Below are 16955 nucleotides of genomic sequence, written 5' to 3' on the forward strand. Positions count from 1 at the left end.
CAATTATGAACACACACTTTGAACGCTTGAAATCTCTAGGAGCAGGTGACTTTCAGCACTTAAACGGTTCGCTTGAATCCCACTTGATTGGAACAGAGTCCTTGCTGGTAAAATGGCATGCGAAGAGTGATGTTTTAGCACAGGAGAGGTCGTATGGTAGTTGTAGCTCGTTTTTCTTTCCCTCATGAGGCTCATATTGCGAAAGCGAGCTTGGAAGCCGCTGGAATTGAAAGCAATATTGCTGACGAACATACCGTTAACACCCAGTGGCTCTATTCAAATGCGATTGGCGGAGTTCGTTTAATGGTTCAGGAAGAGGATGCCGAGCAAGCGACCATTATCCTTAATACCGACTATTCTGATGCTTTATGCACTGAAGAAAGTTCCACTTCACAAGATCATTGCCCTAACTGTGGTAGCCTAAAACTAGAGCCGTTTACCAAAGGTAAGCGACCCGCTTTTTTAGTCTTTATTCTTTTAGGCTTTCCGCTGTTTTTCTATAAACACGGTTATAAATGTAGCGATTGCGGACATTTCACCGAAAAAACGGCCTAGCTTACTAAACTAGAGGGAATTCTAATGAAGGTAGCAGTGGTTTTGGGGACGTCGAAAACAGATGGTAATACGCGTCACTTAGTGAATAAATTTGTTGAGATGACAAATGCTGCGGTGTTTGATTTAGCGGATTACCAGCTCTCTTATTATGACTATCTACACGAAAATCGCAGCGATGATTTTATTCCTTTGATTCGCATGCTTACCACCTATGATCACATTGTGTTCGCTTCGCCCGTCTATTGGTATTCCATGTCGGCACAACTGAAAGTGTTCTTCGATCGCTTGTCAGATCTGTTGACCATAGAAAAGCCACTTGGACGCCAGCTGAAAGGTAAGGAAATATCTGTTATCTCGACTGGCTACAATCATGAATTGCCAGATTGTTTTATTGAACCTTTTAAGCTTACTGCTCGCTACATGCAGCTTGAGTTTAGAGGCTTTGCTTATCTTCCTGTTAGCGAAGAAGGAGACCTTGGGCGAGCTCGTGCCATTGCTGAATGGTTTAGTGAGAGTATTTGTCGAGAGCCCTCTAAGGTCTGATGTAGCTAACTCTTTGTAACATAGGACTTATCTTTAGCAGATTCGCACAATTATTCTTGCCTTTTGTATTTTCTTGATTTATAAATCTCTCTGTACTCATAAGTAACTCCATGTATATCGTAGTTTTTGTACATTTTTCATAACATGGAGAAAAGTGATGAGTAAAATCACTCATAGTAACAAGCTAGTGGATTTGTTTCGTTTTCGCAGAACGGTAAGCGAGCAAGACTTCATGCTTACTTCTAACGAGTTAGTGGTTAAGTCTGACGCTTATAAGTTGAGCAAAATCAAGCGTTTTGAAGTTCGTCGATTAGGTATCAAAGAAAATATTGTTCGAGTGTTATCTTTGGCATTGGTGTTGTCTGCAGCTACATGGGCATTTGTTCCTCAGTTCGGACTGTATACTTTAGCGTTAACCCTCGTTATGGCCTTTGTTACGTGGCGTAAGTATGAATTGCGTGCGGAGTTTAAAGGAACTGATGAAACGGGTGATCACTGGGTGTCGATTGTTCGTGGCTGTGATAAAGAAGAATACCAAATTTTAAAACAGGTTGAAGAAAAGCTACAGGCTGCTATTTAAAGGTAAAGCTCGCTAATGATTAGCGAGCTTTTTTTATGTTATAACAAAGACCTGCAATCTAAGGGGAGCGTTATGATCACTATTCGTCAATATCAGCCAGAAGATGCTAAAGCGCTTTGGGAAGTGTTTTTCCATACAGTCCGAAATGTAAATCGCCAGCATTACAGTCAGGATCAGGTTGAAGCATGGGCGCCAGAAGGATGGGACATTGAAACATGGAAAAAAACAATGTCCCAAATTAACCCTTACATCGCTGAAATGAACGGTCAAGTCGCGGGGTATACCGATTTGCAAGATTCCGGATTAGTTGATCATTTCTTTTGTCATCACGCTTTTCAGGGTAAGGGCGTTGGTCGGGCGCTTATGGAGCATGTGCTAAAGGTTGCGAACGACAAGGGTATCAGCCGCCTCTACTCGGAGGTGAGCATTACTGCTCGTCCTTTCTATGAGCGGATGGGGTTTAAAGTAGTGAAAGAGCAACAGGTTGAGATGCGTGGTCAGGTACTGACCAATTTTGTTATGGAAAAGCACCTTTAGGGAAAGCAATTGTTTAGGCTAGAAACACCAAGACTTGTTATCAGAGACATGTCGCTAGAAGATGAAACCGCGTTTGTGGCGATATCTCAAGACGTAAAGTATCAACGTTTCTATGACGAAGCGGACAGCAAAGCAGAAAAATACCGTCAATTGACCAAATTGTTTATTCAACAGGCTGCCGAAATACCAAGAAGAAGTTACCAACTTGCAATAGAGCATAAACAGCAAGGCATCTTTATTGGTACGGTATGCTTGAGATTGGAAGATGAACATAATGCGTCGATGGGATGTGGAATAGCACGTTCATTTCAGGGAAGTGGTTTGATTCATGAAGCCGCGACGGCTTTGGCAAATTATGGGTTTAGTAAGCTTAATGTGCATCGGATATACGCCGAAACGATTAAGGAAAACCGCGCGGCTCTTAAGCTTTGCTCTGACTTGGGTATGCGCAGAGAAGCGGTGTTCAAAGAGAACAGATATTTTAAAGGGCGCTGGTGGGACACGGTAGTTATGGCAATATTACAACAAGAGTGGCGTGACAAACTTGATGAAACCAATGAATAACGGGTTGGACGAGCAAGGTTACATTCTTAATCATTGTTCAGTCGCCTATATTCAGCCCGCGTTTAGGCAGTCAGTTGACCGTGTGGTTAGCTGTTTACGTGACACTTTTTCAGGCAAAATTCATAGCCTTTATCTATATGGGAGTGTTGCTAGGGGAACTGCGGTTGAGTTTGAGTCAGATTTAGACTTATCTATTGTTTTCACTAAGCCTTTAGATCTTGAAACCGAACGAAAACTTGAGGTCACCAAATCAGAATTAGAGCAAGAGTTAACTATTTTCAGCAAGATAGACTTCGATCCTGGCCACCTAGAAGCAATCCTTTCTCCAAATGAAATTTATCACTGGCAGTTTTGGTTAAAGCACTGCTGCTGTTGTGTGTCAGGTGATGATTTGTCCCAGAAATTCCATCTGTCGAAACCAAACCGAAAAATCGGTTTTGCTCTCAACGGTGATCTCTTATCTTTCATTACTCAAGCATGTAATGAGCTTAATGAGTCTAACCATAAGTATATTGGTAAAATGTTGGCTAAGAAGATCCTCCGCAGCGCTTACACCTTGATCGCAGAAAAGGACAACAGTTGGCACGTGGAGATAACGTCGTGTGCAAAAGCCGTATTACACCATTATCCAAAAGAATCACAAAGTGCTGAACTTGCGCTACGCATGGTTGAAGGTCAACCCTATAGTATTGAGGATATTGAGCAATTGGCAAACGGGTGGGGTAGACGAGTCGCTTATCAGTTTGAAGTTGAGGAGTATTAATATGGGATCTGACCTAGGTTTTTCCTTTGAAGAGAATCGGGCTGAATTGAGGATTTTGCGTAACGGTAAGATTGTTGCCATATTGCGTGGAAAACAGGCATCTGAATTCGTTTCGAAGGTTAGTGCGCTCTCAAATCATGACCAACAGCAACTAATGGCGAGAGTCACTGGCAATTACAAGCGGGGCAACGAAAGGTTAGCTAAAAAGCACCGTAAACACAGATGAGTTTAATAGTAAGGGAGGTTCCGGTGGAAGCATATCGTACAAACAGGTTAACCATAAAGCAGTTTAAAGATGGTGACCGCAATGCTCATTTTCTATCTGAAATTCAAGCAACCTTGACAGAAAAGGTTGTTGAGAATTTACCACCGTACTTTCACCAAGTCAGATCTAATGAATCAGCAGAGATCTGGTTAAGCAAAATGAATGATGAAAGCTTGCTTTACGTAGTGAGAGCTAACGATGGTGCGTTAGCAGGGTTCGTATTTGTCTATCAAGACAGCGGTAGTGCTCATATCGGCTATTTACTCGCAGAAGAGTACTGGGGGCAAGGGTTGGCTAGTGAGCTGCTTACTGGGTTTATTGATTCTATTGCGAACAAAAGTTGTTGGAGAGAGCTCGTAGCTGGTGTTGATGAGTCAAACATTGCATCGTTGAAGCTTTTAGAAAAGCTTGGCTTTGTAAAACAGTCCATGAACGAACAACGAGTTGTTTTCTATCAATATGGTCTAAAAAATAATTCTGAGAGTGAGGAATAGAATTGATGAGATTAATCCCCCCTTCATCGCAGTTCAAAGAGGCATTTTCTCGATTCTACCAAGATTTCAAGCACAACGATCCTGAAAACGCAGATTACTATGCGGAAGGTGAGAGTGATATCGAATGCTACGTAAATCAACTTTCCAATGAATCCTTGGGTATTGATTTAAAACCGGGTTACGTCCCTTGTAGCCATTTTTGGTTGATTGATGAGAATCAGAGTATTCGTGGAGCCATTCGTATTCGTCATCATATTGAAAATGAATTTCTTTCTTCTGAAGCCGGCCATATCGGGTATGATATCGCCCCCAATTTCCGAGGCCAAGGTAACGGTAAGATGATGCTGAAGTTAGCATTGGCGGAAGCTCGTAAACTGGGGATATCCAAAGTACTTGTGACTGCAGATGATGATAACTGGCCATCCCGAAAAGTGATTGAAGCGAATGGCGGTCAATTAGAAAACATTATTATGGGTAAAGTGTTTCCCAACCTTTTGGCAAGGTACTGGATACCGTGTAGGGAGTAAATGGCTGGCTGTAGAGAACAAGCTGATTGTTTTGTCAATATTTTCGGGTGCATATTGTTTATCAGGCTATTCGTTATACGGTTATTTTCTAGTTTTTAATTTTCTAATCTATCAATTAATTTTTGAGTAATTACTGGTAGAGAATAGACTATTTAAAATGGCCATTAGTGAGCTTATATTACTTTTTAACTTTAACATAAGCTCATTAATGAATTTTTTAATATAGATATTAGATAAAAGTTCCCATTCTTAAGAGTTCTTCTAGGTTATCAATATTAATTTTTAATACGTGTTCTTTACCTAACACGTCGAGCTTTACGAACATTACCTTACGAGATTTTAAACTCGCGAACAGCTTGGCATCTCTTTCTTTACTTAGACGAGTTAGCGTGGGCCTGATGTAGTGACGATTGGTGGTCAGATCATAGACGTCTGGGTCTTGGCTAAAACGAATCTGAATCTTGCCTGATATAGGCCTAGTAACGTAATGACTTTTGTTTAAGTTAGTCGCGTATATCCGCACTAAATCGGACTTTTCGTTTTTCTGAAATACCACGGTTTTATCGGAACCTTGATCTTTCAAAACAAGTTCAAAAGTTCTGTTATTGGGTGAGAAAGCATCATAGCTTTCAGATAAGTAATTGCTCCCAGAGTGATAGATTTGCTCAGTTATTCCTTTTTCTGAGGATTCTGCGAATGACAACGGAGAAAAAGCACAAATGACGGTGAGTAATGCAGTTCTTATAAACATTATTATGCATGTATTGTTATTAAGACGGTGCAGTTTAACAAGCTATATTTATGCTATCAATATTATTGACTATAAAATATCTGAGAAATAGTGGAGAGAAAGTAATCAGATATTAATGGCTACTTTACTGAGTGATATTTAATCAAGAAAGGTGTGTTAAGAGCCAGTAATATAAGCTGGCTCTAATTTAGTGATATTTAATGAGTGAGATAGTGTTTGACAAATTGAGATATCTTTACCATATCATCAACTGCGATATATTCTTCAGTAGTATGCACTTTTGCCATACCTGTTGAAACGTTGATTGTTGTTAACCCTTTCGCGTTAAAGTTATTTGCATCACTGCCACCGCCTGTGCCTTTGGTGTAAGGTGTGGCGCCGATGGCTTCGAATGATGCTTTAACGGACTCAATATGCGGATGATCGTCTGCAATAACAAATGCATTGTATGCGCGAGTGGATTTAATCTCTACGTCAGCACCGTGTTGCTGACAGGCTTGCTCAAATGTTTCAATCATATGAGAAACTTGCTGCGTCAACTTATCATCATTAAGTGAACGTGCTTCAGCTACAATTTTGAGTTCTGGCATAACGATGTTAGTCGCATGTCCTCCTTCTACAATACCAATGTTTGCAGTTGTTTCATTGTCAATGCGGAGTAATTTCATATTGTTGATGGCTTCTGCTGCAACTTGGATAGCACTTATCCCTTCTTCTGGGGCTAATCCAGCATGAGCAGGTTTGCCTTTGATTGTCGCGATTATCTTCTGTTGACCTGGTGCGGCATTGACAATTGTGCCGATAGGGCCTCCTGTGTCTAGCACAATGGCTTTATCTGAAGTAATGAATGACATATCAAAATGTTGGGAGCCAAATAGCCCACCTTCTTCATGGACAGTAAATGCAAGCTCAATGGTTTTGTGGGCTGAACCAGAAGATTGGATACAGCGTACAGCCTCCATAATGGCAGCGATGCCAGATTTGTCATCACCGCCAAGAATAGTATCGCCTTTGGATCGAATAATGCCGTCTTGAATAACAGGCTCGACACCTATACCGGGTGTGACTGTATCCATATGACTGCTCAAAACAACACTGTCCTCTATGCTGCCATCGAGTCGGGCATAGAGGTTAAAACCATTCGACACCTCATCGGGGACCGGTAGTTTATGTACAGTAAACCCCATATTACCCAGTTGCTCTGAAAGTGCTTCAGCTATTTGTTTTTCGTTACGTGATTCACTGTCGATTTTGATGAGTTGGCAAAAATGCTCAATCAGACGTTCGCGGTTTATTTCACTCATTATTGTATGACCTTTTCGGGAACAGAGGTCGTTACCATATCTTTGCCATATGGCATGGTTCTCTGAGTTAAATCAATAAATGCAAGGCTTATGACGTAAAATGCTGTTTTGTTTAGGGTCGGATTTTCTTGGGTTATGATTCTGGTATTTACAGATTCACTTTGCCGATGAACCTAGGCTTTATTATGATCGATATTAAGAGTAAGTCGCGACGGTTGATTTTTTTGATTACATACCATAACTTGATTGCGCCCGTTCTTTTTGGCTTTATACAATTCTTTATCCGCTTCTTTAAGCACGCTTTCTAGGTCGTTGTACAGATCACACTGATAAATTCCAATGCTTGCTGTAAGGGAGATAGGTTGGTCATTGCTGTTAAATCGATAGCGTTCAATCGCCATTCTGATCTGTTCAGCTTTGATCATCGCATGTTGGATATTCGTGTTGTGTAGAGCAATGCAGAATTCTTCACCGCCAATACGATAGACCAAATGTTCGTCAGTTAACCCATCGATCAAGGCGGCTGTTTGTACTAAGACCTTGTCGCCAATATCGTGACCAAACTCATCATTCACCTGCTTAAAATAATCCAAATCGAGAACCAATAGTGACAAAGGCAATGTTTTACTCTCTTGGCGATATCGATCGAAGTTGTGGATGAGGGCATGGCGGTTGTACACACTAGTTAGCGCATCACGAGAAGCGAGTTGGCCAAGAGAGGCTTCCGATGTTTTTCTTTTGACCTCTAGAATGTGGCTTGCTAACCAGACGCTAAGGTAGGCGAGGGCAAAGTTGATGATTAGTTCATAGTGAGCGGTCACATGGCCAGAGATGGATTTATCCGCGACCAAAAACAGCTGGCTGATAAAGCCTGCTAAGGTGGCTAGGAATCCATAGCGTTTACCTAAAATGAGATAAAACAGAACGGGATAAAGAAAGCTCCAAACAAACAAGCCGTGCTCAATGGGATACACCAGTGTGGTGAAATAAATCAAACCGATAATACAGTAAACATAACAGTTAGAGAGCAGGAGAGATGCAGAACTCCGATAACTGTTAAATGCGATATAAAGAGAAAAGCTACAAAAAAGACTCTGAACGATAGCAAGAAGGTGATAAATGCCAAAAAACACATTTATAGTGGCAATAATCAGCGATATTAGGGCTAGAAGCATACTCAGCCAGAACAAGACTGCACGACGTAACTGTCTGGAAGGGTTAAATATGTCTAGCTCCATTCTGAGTAGCCTTGTCTAGGAATATGCCCAAGTATGAATATCAAACAATAGTATGCTTTTCACATGTGGAATCAAGCATAATGTTGAACAAAGATCACACTTTTAAGACTATGGATGACACTGTTTATTAAAACTATGCGAGTAAAATGTGCGCAAGTAAATGTATTGCCGGTAAAATAATCAGTTTTCATCTTTATTTTCCCATTCTAAACTCAATCAAGAAATTGTTAAATAGTGGAACTAATATCACTGTTGTTAATGATTTTATTTTCTTACTGAAGTCACAAAAATGCGACAAAGTGTGAATAAATACTAATTGTGAGCTAGATTGAGGCGAAGTCTGTATCATTAATAAGATTTATAGGCCAAATAGACCAGTTTTTCGTGATTTCTTTGTCGTTAACTCCTGGTAATAAAGAGTAACAAGTCTATTCTTTGCTTTGATAGACAAGCAGCGGCTTGTAAAGCCGTGTTAGCAGAAAGAGATATTACTTGATTTTCTATGGGAACATTAATTCATTAATGTAATTTATATACACATTTTTATGGGTTTAGTCTTTAATCTACCCCTTTAGGGTAGTTTGATTTTGTAATTGATTTACATCATGTATTAATTTTCTTTCACATTTAACAATGCACATAGTGATAAAAACCTAACCCTTAGGAAGTACTATGAGCAAGTTGAAGCTGGTCATTATAGGTAACGGCATGGTCGGGCACCGTTACATAGAAGACCTTGTTGAGAAGACGGATGTTTCTCAATATGAAATATCTGTCTTCTGTGAAGAACCTCGCGTCGCTTATGACCGTGTCCATCTCTCTTCTTACTTTTCCCATCATACTGCTGATGAGCTTTCTCTTGTAAAAGAAGGCTTTTACGAAAAGCATAATATCAACATGTTGATTGGTGAGCGTGCCATCAATATTAACCGAGAAAAGCAGACGGTTTATTCAAGCACTGGGCGTGAAATTCAGTATGACAAACTTGTCATGGCCACAGGGTCGTTTCCTTTCGTTCCACCAATTAAAGGCCACGAAAGCAAAGACTGTTTTGTCTACCGTACAATCGAAGATCTCAAAGCGATCGAAGCATGTGCCAAGAACAGCAAAGTTGGTGTCGTTATTGGTGGCGGTTTACTTGGCCTTGAAGCCGCAGGTGCACTGAAAGCACTAGGTGTGCAAACCCATGTGGTGGAGTTTGCTCCGAAATTGATGGCTGAACAGTTAGATCAGGCTGGTGGTGATCAATTACGTCAGAAAATTGAACGTATGGGCGTAACGGTGCACGTTAGCAAAAACACTCTAGAGATTGCACCAGAAGGCAAAACAGCAAGAAATGTCATGCGATTCGCTGATGGTAGCGAGTTGGAGACGGACTTTATTGTGTTTTCTGCTGGCATTCGCCCACAAGATAAACTTGCTCGCCAAATGGGGTTAGGCATAGCACCACGTGGCGGTGTTGAGATTAATGATTTCTGTCAGACAACTGACGAAAATGTCTACGCTATTGGTGAATGTGCATCTTGGAATCGCACGTTTTACGGCCTTGTCGCTCCAGGTTATAAGATGGCGACAGTCGCCGTTGATCACCTATTAGGAAACGACAGCAAGTTTGAAGGCGCAGATATGTCTGCGAAACTCAAACTGCTTGGTGTGAAAGTTGGCTCAATTGGTGATGCAAATGGGCGTACACCGGGATGCAAGAGCTACGTCTATCAAAACGAAGAGCAGGAAGTGTACAAGCGAATTATCGTTTCCGAAGATGGTAAAAAGCTGCTTGGCGCTGTTATGGTAGGGGACACGTCAGATTACGGCGATTTGCTGCAACTTAAACTCAATGAAATCGAGCTTCCAGAGCATCCTGATACGTTAATTCTTCCGGCTCACGCTGGGGCAGAAAAGCCAACGTTAGGCGCTGATGCGCTTCCAGAATCAGCGGTTATCTGTTCTTGCTTTGATGTGACAAAAGGCAAGATTGCTGAAGCCGTGGCACAAGGTCATCACACTATCGGCGATATCAAAGCGGTAACTGGTGCAGGTACGGGTTGTGGTGGTTGTATTCCACTGGTGACTTCTGTACTCAACGCTGAATTAGCTAAAGCGGGTGTCGAAGTAAAAAATGATGTGTGTGAGCACTTTGCTTATTCTCGTCAGGAGTTGTTCCACCTTATCCGTATTGAAGAAATCAAAACGTTTGATGAGCTGTTGGAAAAATATGGTAAGGGCTACGGCTGTGAAGTGTGCAAGCCACTGGTAGGCTCAATCCTCGCGTCCTGCTGGGGTGAGCACATTCTAAAGCCTGAACTGGTCAAGCTTCACGACACCAACGATAACTTCCTCGGCAACATGCAGAAAGACGGTACTTACTCTGTGATCCCTCGTATGGCGGGTGGTGAAGTGACGCCTGAGGCACTTAAGGTATTGGCTGAAGTGGCTGCGGAGTACAACCTTTATACTAAAGTTACCGGTGCTCAGCGTATCGGCTTGTTTGGCGCTCAAAAAGACGACCTACCTGCGATTTGGAAGAAGCTGATCGCTGCAGGCTATGAAACAGGGCAGGCCTATGCCAAAGCGCTTCGCATGGCAAAGACTTGTGTAGGCTCAACTTGGTGTCGTTATGGCGTTCAAGATTCTGTTGGTCTTGGTGTGATGATCGAAAACCGCTACAAGGGCATTCGTACTCCGCACAAGATGAAGTTCGGTGTATCGGGTTGTACGCGTGAATGTGCAGAAGCTCAAGGTAAAGACTTAGGTATTATCGCGACAGACGCCGGCTGGAACATGTACGTGTGTGGTAATGGCGGAATGAAGCCAAGACACGCTGACCTTCTAGCGAGCGATCTCGATAAGGACACCCTCATCAAATACATCGACCGTTTCATGATGTTCTACATTCGTACGGCAGCGCCACTGCAACGCACTTCTGTGTGGATGGAAAATCTGGAAGGTGGTGTTGATTACCTGAGAGAAGTCATCGTCAATGACAAACTCGGTATCAATGCTCAACTGGAAGCTGATGTTGCCAAGCTAGTAGAAGAGTTCCGTTGCGAATGGACTGATACCATCAACGATGAAGCCCAGCTAAAACGCTTCGCACATTTCATTAACAGTGATGAGCGCGATGACAACGTTGTCTTTGTCCAAGAGCGTGAACAGCACCGTCCGGCGACGTACACAGAGAAGCATCCAGAAGAGAAGGGTGACATCCTTCACGTCGAGTTAGTTTAGGGAGACAACATCATGGCATTTACAAAAGTATGCAGTATTGAAGACATCGTCCCGGGCACTGGCGTGTGTGCGTTGGTTTCTGGGGAGCAGGTCGCCATTTTCCGTCCTTCTCATGCTGAAGAAGTGATGGCAATCAGCAACACTGATCCGTTCTACCAGTCGAATGTCCTTTCTCGTGGATTGATCGTCGAGCACAACCAAGAGTTGTGGGTCGCTAGCCCACTGAAAAAGCAGCGTTTTAACCTATCAACGGGTGTATGTATGGAAGATGAACAGTTCAGTGTTAAAGCATACAAAACACGGGTTGTTAAAGGGCAGGTTGAAGTATCGGCTTAGCAAGGCATTAAACGAGATTTAATAGCTTAAAGGTTTGTTGCTTTCCTTTTGGGAACAGGTAAAGCAACGAACCTTTCACTATTCAATTTTAACTTTCAATTTTAATAAGGACGCAGCTATGTCTTCTGCATTAAAACCTGCCGAATTCGTACAAACTATGATCGATGTTGGCGAAGCGAAAACTAAAACCAGTACACGTGATTTGGTTTTACGCGGCACAATGGCGGGTATCATCTTATCTTTGGCCGTTGTGGTTGCCATTACAACTATTGTACAGACAGGTATTGGTATTGTCGGTGCGCTAGTGTTTCCAGTTGGCTTCTGTATTCTCAGCCTGATGGGCTACGATTTGGTCACTGGTGTTTTTGGCCTCGCACCTCTTGCCAAGTTTGACAACCGACCAGGTATCACTTGGCACCGCGTTTTCCGTTGTTGGGGCTGGGTTGGCCTAGGTAATTTGATCGGCTCTCTGATTGTCGCTTATCTGGTTGCTATCTCTCTAACAGGCAACTTCACGTTGGACCCGAATGCAGTAGTTAAGAAATTTATCGCGGTATCAACAGCACGTACCGTTGGCTTTGAAAATATGGGAATGGACGGATGGATTACCTGTTTTGTCCGTGGCATTTTCTGTAACCTGATGGTTTGCCTTGGTGTGATTGGTAATATGACGGCTCGCAGTGTGGCTGGCAAGATCGCAGCCATGTGGTTACCGATTTTCATCTTCTTTGCCTTGGTGTTTGAGCATACTGTTGTGAACATGTTCTTGTTCCCACTGGGTATGATTCTTGGGGCCGATTTTGGTATTGCAACTTGGCTGAACTTCAACCTTATTCCAACGATTCTGGGTAACATTGTCGGTGGCTTGTTGTTCACTTGTATTCCTCTTTACCTGACTCACGCGAAAACTGCCCCTGCCATTGATTCTGAGCAGGAAGTTAAAGCTAAGCCAGTTATGGCGAAATAAATCGATATGGCCCCATGACATACCGTGGGGCTTTTTAGAGCTATTGTGAGTTTGGCAATAAAAAGTCGCGATTGATGATTGAGTGCTACTTCTTATATCCAAATTTGAATCAACAGGCCCAGCTATGACTACTCATCCCAATTCTTCTCCAAAATGCGGCTTTGTTTCTCTTGTGGGCGCAGGCCCTGGAGACCCAGATTTACTGACCGTGAAAGGCTATCGTGTAATACAGCAAGCAGAAGTGATTGTTTATGATCGCCTTGTCTCTAAAGAAATATTGGCGTTAGCCAATCCTCAAGCTGAGATGGTCTATGTCGGCAAGAAGCTTGATTTTCATTGCGTGCCTCAGGATCAAATCAACCAGATCTTGGTGGAAAAAGCACTGGCAGGAAAACGTGTTGTTCGGCTCAAGGGGGGGGACTCATTCATTTTTGGTCGTGGTGGTGAAGAGCTGGAAGAGTTGGCTATCCACGGAATTCACTTTGAAGTGGTACCGGGCATAACAGCGGCTGCTGGCGCGACTGCTTACGCTGGCATTCCTTTAACGCATCGTGATCATGCACAGAGCGTTCAGTTTATTACTGGTCATGTGCAAAAAGATGGTCGAGAAATTGAATGGCAATCACTGGCCCAATCTAACAACACACTGGTATTTTATATGGGTCTAAAGCAGAGCCAGCGAATTACCACCAAGCTTATCGAAAATGGTCTGGATGAGCAGATATCTTGCGCCATTATTGAAAACGGAACACGCAGCGAACAGCGTGTATTCTCTGGGCCACTAAAAGACTTACCCAAGCTGGCAGAGGGAGCAGTCAGCCCTGCACTTATTGTTGTTGGTAGCGTGACATCGCTGCACGATAAGCTGAAATGGTTTAATTAAAGAGTTTTTGCCTATCGCATCAGAATCCATAGAAAACCAACAGCTTGAGTTCAATAACTGTTACTATGCCTGCGGTATTGATTAAACAGGATTCCTGATGGAAAAAGTCGCCATTTTCGTTGATGTCCAGAACATCTACTACACAACACGAGAAAAGTACCGTGCAAACTTTGACTACAATGAGTTTTGGTACGTTGCAACGGAAGGTCGAGACGTCACTGAGGCTCATGCGTATGCGATTGCTTCACATGACCCGAAACAAAGACAGTTTCATCATATCCTTCGCGGTATTGGCTTTAACGTTAAACTGAAGCCATTTATTCAACGACAAGATGGCAGCGCCAAAGGCGATTGGGATGTGGGTATTGCTCTGGATGTGTACGAAGCTGCCAGCAAGGTTGACCGAGTCATTCTGTTATCTGGAGATGGTGACTTTGATGTGTTAGTCAAACGAGTCCAGGAAAGGTTTGGTACCAAAGTGGATGTGTTTGGTGTGCCGGGCCTTAGCGCACAGTCACTAATCGACGTGTGCGATAAGTTCATCCCGATTGAAGAAGAATTATTGCTCAGACGAACCTGAGTCTGCGCTTTGTTCATTTTCCGCTTGTGCAGCGGCTTGCTGCTCTTTTTCTTCTGCTTCAAGCTTCGCTCGTTCCGCTTTAGAAATGTAGCGAGGTTTGTTGCTTTTATGTAGCTTCGCGTTTTGCTTCTTCTGTTTCGATTTTAGGATCTGGTTAATTTTCTTCTTACGGTTCATCACTGTCGCCCAGTATTCAGAGGGGCGCGCATAGTAACAGACTTTGTTTGACTCTTCATCTTTCCTATTTGGATACGTGGCCCCACTGACTCATCTGATCTGTTTTGGCATGGGGGTTATTAAAATAGGTGGGGAAAGGGAATGAAAGCTCAAAAAAACGGGGGCGAGAAGGGCCCCCAAAAAACACACAGCTAATCACGTCTTAATGTCCAAGCTAGCTCTGTAGGGAATGAAGTAACAACAAACTACAGGACGCCGTAAGTGAGCAATTTACTGTTACTTCGCACAATTCACCCTACCGATTTGTTGCGATGAATATTAGTCATTAAGGATGATTTATGCTTTTTAGAAAATTAGCGCTTTAAAATTAAACTCAAAGTAGCGCTGTTTAGAAGGAAAATTAGCCTTCATTTAAGCTTCCACTAACCTAATTTCAAACGTATGGCTTATGTTGTATCTGTCTATATGAATCAAGGCCTGTCTCATAATTGAACTGTGTTCAAAATAAGTTTGTTAAGCGCACTTTTGATAAGGCAACTTTGATAGCCTTGCGCTAATATTATCTCACCTCAAATTTCAGAATTCTGGTAAATGGTTGATGAGCTCTTTGCAATCCCTATTTATAGTTGAAGACGATGTAAAGCTACGTTCTATGTTGGAAGAATACTTCGTTAAACAAGATTTTGATGTCACGACTTTTGAAGATGGAAGTAGCGCTATTGATGCAATTGTCGAGCGACAACCTGACTTATTATTGCTTGATCTGATGCTGCCGGGAATGGACGGCCTGACAATTTGTAGACAGATTCGAGCGAAATACTCCGGTAAAGTATTAATATTGACAGCAAGTGATGATGATTTTGACCATGTTGCGGCGCTTGAAATCGGTGCGGATGACTTTGTGAGTAAACCAATCAAGCCACGTGTCTTACTTGCCCGAATGCGTATGTTACTGCGACGAGCCCCTGTTGGAGAATCAACAACAGAGAATGAGTCAAAACTGGCGAATACCTTGACTTATGGTCAGTTAAGCCTGAATCATGCGCGTAAGATCTGCACGTTAGCAGGCAGCCAAGTCAGTATGTCAGACAGTGATTTTGATCTGTTGTGGATATTGGCCAGCTCACCAGACGAAGTGCTGTCACGTGATGTCCTGACTCAGAGATTACGTGGTATTGAGTATGATGGTTTAGATCGTACTGTTGACAACAAAGTGGTGAGTTTAAGAAAAAAACTCGGTGATAACTCTACCACACCGAAACGCATCATCACTGTTAGAGGCAAAGGTTACTTGTTCGTACCAGATAGCTGGTCATAAATTTGAGGGTAAGGGTGTATGCGCCGAATTTACATTGAGGCATTTTTCGGATTATTGGTGTTGTTCACCCTAAGTTTGTTTGCGTATGAAATCATCATCTATCAATTGAACACAGATTATGACTTTGTTTTAGAAGACCTAGAAGGAGCTGCATTTAGAGAGGTGTTGATGACGATTTCAGACCATCAGGGCAAGGAGAATGCCTTGGCCGTTTTGAAAGAATTCATCGATAATACCGCAAAAACTTTGACTGTTTTTCCTAGCTCTGATGTGCCTGACGAAGTAAAAAACTACTTCGACAATGATCGTATTCACCCATTCACTTTCTACGATGGTGAGCGTGACTTTTGGTTCATGCTGTCGTCTCCTGATGTTATTTATAGAGTTCAACCTGATGTGGAGTCCAATCTTCGTAAAGCCATTGAATTTGACGATGACATTCTCTGGGGGTTTATTTTAGGCGGCTTTTTTATCTACACCTCTGGGTTGATCTGGTTCCTAAGCCGGCGAGTCCGTACTCTTGAGGAGGCGACGATGAAGTTCGCACAAGGGGACTTTAACTCAAGAGCGCCAACAGGCAGTCGATATCGAGTAGGATCGCTGAACGACAGTTTCAACTATATGGCCGATAAAATATCCGATCTGATTACCAGTAACCGTTCACTGACAAATTCTGTTGCTCATGACTTAAGAACTCCCGTTTTTCGTATTCAATGGCAGGCTGAAATGCTTCAAGACGAGAGCCTCACTCAAGATCAACATGAAAAGGTTGCCAGTATTATTGAAGACACGGAAGAGATGGAGCAAATGGTTGATGAGCTTCTCTACTTCGCTAAAGTTGAACGTCCGGACTCAGTGCTTAACATTGAAGCAATTGATCTCAACCAATTTATGCATGCGCTGACCAATAAACTGCCCGATGTAAAAGCTGAGATGGTTAAAGTAGAAGTTGAGCACAGCTTATTCATTAAAGGCGATAGTGCGTTGCTTAAGCGTGCTATTAATAACCTGTTGTCTAATGCGCTGCGCTATGCCGAACAGAAGATACGCCTTTCCGCCATGTTAGAGAACGATGCCGTTTTGATCATTGTCGAAGATGACGGTCCAGGTATTCCTACTGATCATTGGAATTTCATCTTTGATCCATTTTATAGTGCGGACCCTTCTCGAAATAAGACCAATACAGGGTTTGGCTTGGGGTTAGCGATCGTAAAATTGATCACTGAACGCCATGGTGGACACGCAGAAGTGGGGGCTAGTATGTTAGGTGGAGCCAAGTTTGTATTACGTTTACCTCGTTTGTCAGAGGAATCAGACAAACGATGACAAACGAGTGACAAAGTCA

General features: G+C 42.6%; 20 protein-coding genes and 1 pseudogene. 17 read left to right on the plus strand and 4 right to left on the minus strand.

Translation table 11 applies throughout. From position 1 onward, the window contains the following. Positions 1 to 5 precede the first annotated feature (5 nt). From L1D23_RS22300 to L1D23_RS11065, 10 genes and pseudogenes are all read left to right on the plus strand, one after another. Positions 6 to 137, plus strand: a pseudogene (locus L1D23_RS22300) (DUF6817 domain-containing protein); the annotation flags it as partial. Positions 138 to 153: 16 nt separating this feature from the next. Further along, positions 154 to 555 (plus strand): DUF2007 domain-containing protein, encoded by a 402-nt coding sequence (locus L1D23_RS11025; RefSeq protein ID WP_239866264.1) that lies wholly within the window; start codon positions 154 to 156, stop codon positions 553 to 555. Positions 556 to 579: 24 nt separating this feature from the next. After that, positions 580 to 1098, plus strand: a complete 519-nt coding sequence (locus tag L1D23_RS11030) for an NAD(P)H-dependent oxidoreductase (RefSeq protein WP_239866265.1) — start codon at positions 580 to 582, stop codon at positions 1096 to 1098. A 157-nt stretch (positions 1099 to 1255) separates the two neighbouring features. Beyond that, on the plus strand, positions 1256 to 1678 hold the full coding sequence (locus tag L1D23_RS11035; protein WP_006961989.1) for a DUF6232 family protein: 423 nt from the start codon (positions 1256 to 1258) through the stop codon (positions 1676 to 1678). 72 nt (positions 1679 to 1750) lie between these two features. Continuing rightward, positions 1751 to 2215, plus strand: a complete 465-nt coding sequence (locus L1D23_RS11040; RefSeq protein ID WP_239866266.1) for a GNAT family N-acetyltransferase — start codon at positions 1751 to 1753, stop codon at positions 2213 to 2215. Positions 2216 to 2224: 9 nt separating this feature from the next. Further along, positions 2225 to 2779, plus strand: coding sequence for a GNAT family protein (locus L1D23_RS11045; RefSeq protein ID WP_239866267.1), 555 nt, complete (start codon positions 2225 to 2227; stop codon positions 2777 to 2779). Next, complete coding sequence (locus tag L1D23_RS11050; RefSeq protein WP_239866268.1) at positions 2772 to 3542, plus strand: nucleotidyltransferase domain-containing protein; 771 nt, start codon at positions 2772 to 2774, stop codon at positions 3540 to 3542. Before L1D23_RS11045 ends, L1D23_RS11050 begins: the two co-directional genes overlap by 8 nt. A 1-nt stretch (position 3543) precedes the next feature. Then, positions 3544 to 3768 (plus strand): hypothetical protein, encoded by a 225-nt coding sequence (locus tag L1D23_RS11055; RefSeq protein WP_239866270.1) that lies wholly within the window; start codon positions 3544 to 3546, stop codon positions 3766 to 3768. A gap of 23 nt (positions 3769 to 3791) precedes the next feature. Next, positions 3792 to 4301 carry a GNAT family N-acetyltransferase gene (locus L1D23_RS11060; protein WP_239866272.1) on the plus strand — a complete coding sequence of 170 codons (510 nt, stop codon included), beginning with the start codon at positions 3792 to 3794 and terminating at the stop codon, positions 4299 to 4301. 5 nt (positions 4302 to 4306) lie between these two features. Further along, the gene (locus L1D23_RS11065; protein ID WP_239866274.1) at positions 4307 to 4828 is read left to right on the plus strand and encodes a GNAT family N-acetyltransferase; all 522 of its coding nucleotides are present in this window, start codon (positions 4307 to 4309) and stop codon (positions 4826 to 4828) included. Positions 4829 to 5057: 229 nt separating this feature from the next. On the opposite strand, the gene L1D23_RS11070 is transcribed toward L1D23_RS11065, so the two are convergent. The 3 genes from L1D23_RS11070 to L1D23_RS11080 all read right to left on the minus strand — a co-directional run bounded on the left by L1D23_RS11070 (position 5058) and on the right by L1D23_RS11080 (position 8121). Further along, entirely contained in the window at positions 5058 to 5579 is a 522-nt protein-coding gene (locus L1D23_RS11070; protein WP_239837067.1) for a hypothetical protein, read from the minus strand. Positions 5580 to 5776: 197 nt separating this feature from the next. Further along, complete coding sequence (locus L1D23_RS11075; protein ID WP_239866276.1) at positions 5777 to 6883, minus strand: M20/M25/M40 family metallo-hydrolase; 1107 nt, start codon at positions 6881 to 6883, stop codon at positions 5777 to 5779. A 173-nt stretch (positions 6884 to 7056) separates the two neighbouring features. Continuing rightward, positions 7057 to 8121: a GGDEF domain-containing protein gene (locus tag L1D23_RS11080; RefSeq protein WP_239866278.1), complete on the minus strand. Its 1065-nt coding sequence runs from the start codon at positions 8119 to 8121 to the stop codon at positions 7057 to 7059. A gap of 672 nt (positions 8122 to 8793) precedes the next feature. Here L1D23_RS11080 and nirB point away from each other — a divergent pair. The 5 genes from nirB to L1D23_RS11105 all read left to right on the plus strand — a co-directional run bounded on the left by nirB (position 8794) and on the right by L1D23_RS11105 (position 14115). Further along, a complete protein-coding gene (gene nirB / locus L1D23_RS11085; protein WP_239866280.1) occupies positions 8794 to 11349 on the plus strand; it encodes a nitrite reductase large subunit NirB in 2556 nt (851 codons plus the stop codon). A gap of 12 nt (positions 11350 to 11361) precedes the next feature. Beyond that, positions 11362 to 11685, plus strand: coding sequence for a nitrite reductase small subunit NirD (nirD, locus tag L1D23_RS11090; RefSeq protein WP_239866282.1), 324 nt, complete (start codon positions 11362 to 11364; stop codon positions 11683 to 11685). A 118-nt stretch (positions 11686 to 11803) separates the two neighbouring features. Further along, a complete protein-coding gene (locus tag L1D23_RS11095; protein WP_239866283.1) occupies positions 11804 to 12652 on the plus strand; it encodes a formate/nitrite transporter family protein in 849 nt (282 codons plus the stop codon). Between the two features lie 124 nt (positions 12653 to 12776). Then, entirely contained in the window at positions 12777 to 13535 is a 759-nt protein-coding gene (gene cobA, locus L1D23_RS11100; protein WP_239866286.1) for a uroporphyrinogen-III C-methyltransferase, read from the plus strand. Between the two features lie 97 nt (positions 13536 to 13632). Then, positions 13633 to 14115 carry an NYN domain-containing protein gene (locus L1D23_RS11105; RefSeq protein ID WP_006962420.1) on the plus strand — a complete coding sequence of 161 codons (483 nt, stop codon included), beginning with the start codon at positions 13633 to 13635 and terminating at the stop codon, positions 14113 to 14115. Here L1D23_RS11105 and L1D23_RS11110 read toward each other — a convergent pair. Further along, entirely contained in the window at positions 14095 to 14292 is a 198-nt protein-coding gene (locus L1D23_RS11110) for a DUF2986 domain-containing protein (RefSeq protein WP_239866294.1), read from the minus strand. The genes L1D23_RS11105 and L1D23_RS11110 overlap by 21 nt on opposite strands. A 598-nt stretch (positions 14293 to 14890) precedes the next feature. Between L1D23_RS11110 and L1D23_RS11115 the strand changes: the two genes are divergently transcribed. Together L1D23_RS11115 and L1D23_RS11120 are read left to right on the plus strand one after the other, a co-directional pair. Then, the gene (locus L1D23_RS11115) at positions 14891 to 15610 is read left to right on the plus strand and encodes a response regulator (RefSeq protein ID WP_239866295.1); all 720 of its coding nucleotides are present in this window, start codon (positions 14891 to 14893) and stop codon (positions 15608 to 15610) included. An 18-nt stretch (positions 15611 to 15628) separates the two neighbouring features. Beyond that, entirely contained in the window at positions 15629 to 16936 is a 1308-nt protein-coding gene (locus L1D23_RS11120; protein ID WP_239866296.1) for an ATP-binding protein, read from the plus strand. The last annotated feature ends 19 nt before the right edge of the window (positions 16937 to 16955 follow it).

It is taken from the genome of Vibrio sp. Isolate24 (genome assembly GCF_022398215.1).
GTDB classification, from domain to species: Bacteria; Pseudomonadota; Gammaproteobacteria; order Enterobacterales; family Vibrionaceae; genus Vibrio; species Vibrio coralliilyticus_A.

Coding starts and splice junctions, on each gene's coding strand:
- L1D23_RS11040 (WP_239866266.1), top strand. CDS start 1,751: ATGATCACTATTCGTCAATATCAGCCAGAAGATGCTAAAGCGCTTTGG.
- nirB (WP_239866280.1), top strand. CDS start 8,794: ATGAGCAAGTTGAAGCTGGTCATTATAGGTAACGGCATGGTCGGGCAC.
- L1D23_RS11065 (WP_239866274.1), top strand. CDS start 4,307: ATGAGATTAATCCCCCCTTCATCGCAGTTCAAAGAGGCATTTTCTCGA.
- L1D23_RS11115 (WP_239866295.1), top strand. CDS start 14,891: ATGAGCTCTTTGCAATCCCTATTTATAGTTGAAGACGATGTAAAGCTA.
- nirD (WP_239866282.1), top strand. CDS start 11,362: ATGGCATTTACAAAAGTATGCAGTATTGAAGACATCGTCCCGGGCACT.
- L1D23_RS11050 (WP_239866268.1), top strand. CDS start 2,772: ATGAATAACGGGTTGGACGAGCAAGGTTACATTCTTAATCATTGTTCA.
- L1D23_RS11055 (WP_239866270.1), top strand. CDS start 3,544: ATGGGATCTGACCTAGGTTTTTCCTTTGAAGAGAATCGGGCTGAATTG.
- L1D23_RS11080 (WP_239866278.1), bottom strand. CDS start 8,121: ATGGAGCTAGACATATTTAACCCTTCCAGACAGTTACGTCGTGCAGTC.
- L1D23_RS11035 (WP_006961989.1), top strand. CDS start 1,256: ATGAGTAAAATCACTCATAGTAACAAGCTAGTGGATTTGTTTCGTTTT.
- L1D23_RS11030 (WP_239866265.1), top strand. CDS start 580: ATGAAGGTAGCAGTGGTTTTGGGGACGTCGAAAACAGATGGTAATACG.
- L1D23_RS11075 (WP_239866276.1), bottom strand. CDS start 6,883: ATGAGTGAAATAAACCGCGAACGTCTGATTGAGCATTTTTGCCAACTC.
- L1D23_RS11120 (WP_239866296.1), top strand. CDS start 15,629: ATGCGCCGAATTTACATTGAGGCATTTTTCGGATTATTGGTGTTGTTC.
- cobA (WP_239866286.1), top strand. CDS start 12,777: ATGACTACTCATCCCAATTCTTCTCCAAAATGCGGCTTTGTTTCTCTT.
- L1D23_RS11025 (WP_239866264.1), top strand. CDS start 154: ATGGTAGTTGTAGCTCGTTTTTCTTTCCCTCATGAGGCTCATATTGCG.
- L1D23_RS11110 (WP_239866294.1), bottom strand. CDS start 14,292: ATGAACCGTAAGAAGAAAATTAACCAGATCCTAAAATCGAAACAGAAG.
- L1D23_RS11070 (WP_239837067.1), bottom strand. CDS start 5,579: ATGTTTATAAGAACTGCATTACTCACCGTCATTTGTGCTTTTTCTCCG.
- L1D23_RS11105 (WP_006962420.1), top strand. CDS start 13,633: ATGGAAAAAGTCGCCATTTTCGTTGATGTCCAGAACATCTACTACACA.
- L1D23_RS11095 (WP_239866283.1), top strand. CDS start 11,804: ATGTCTTCTGCATTAAAACCTGCCGAATTCGTACAAACTATGATCGAT.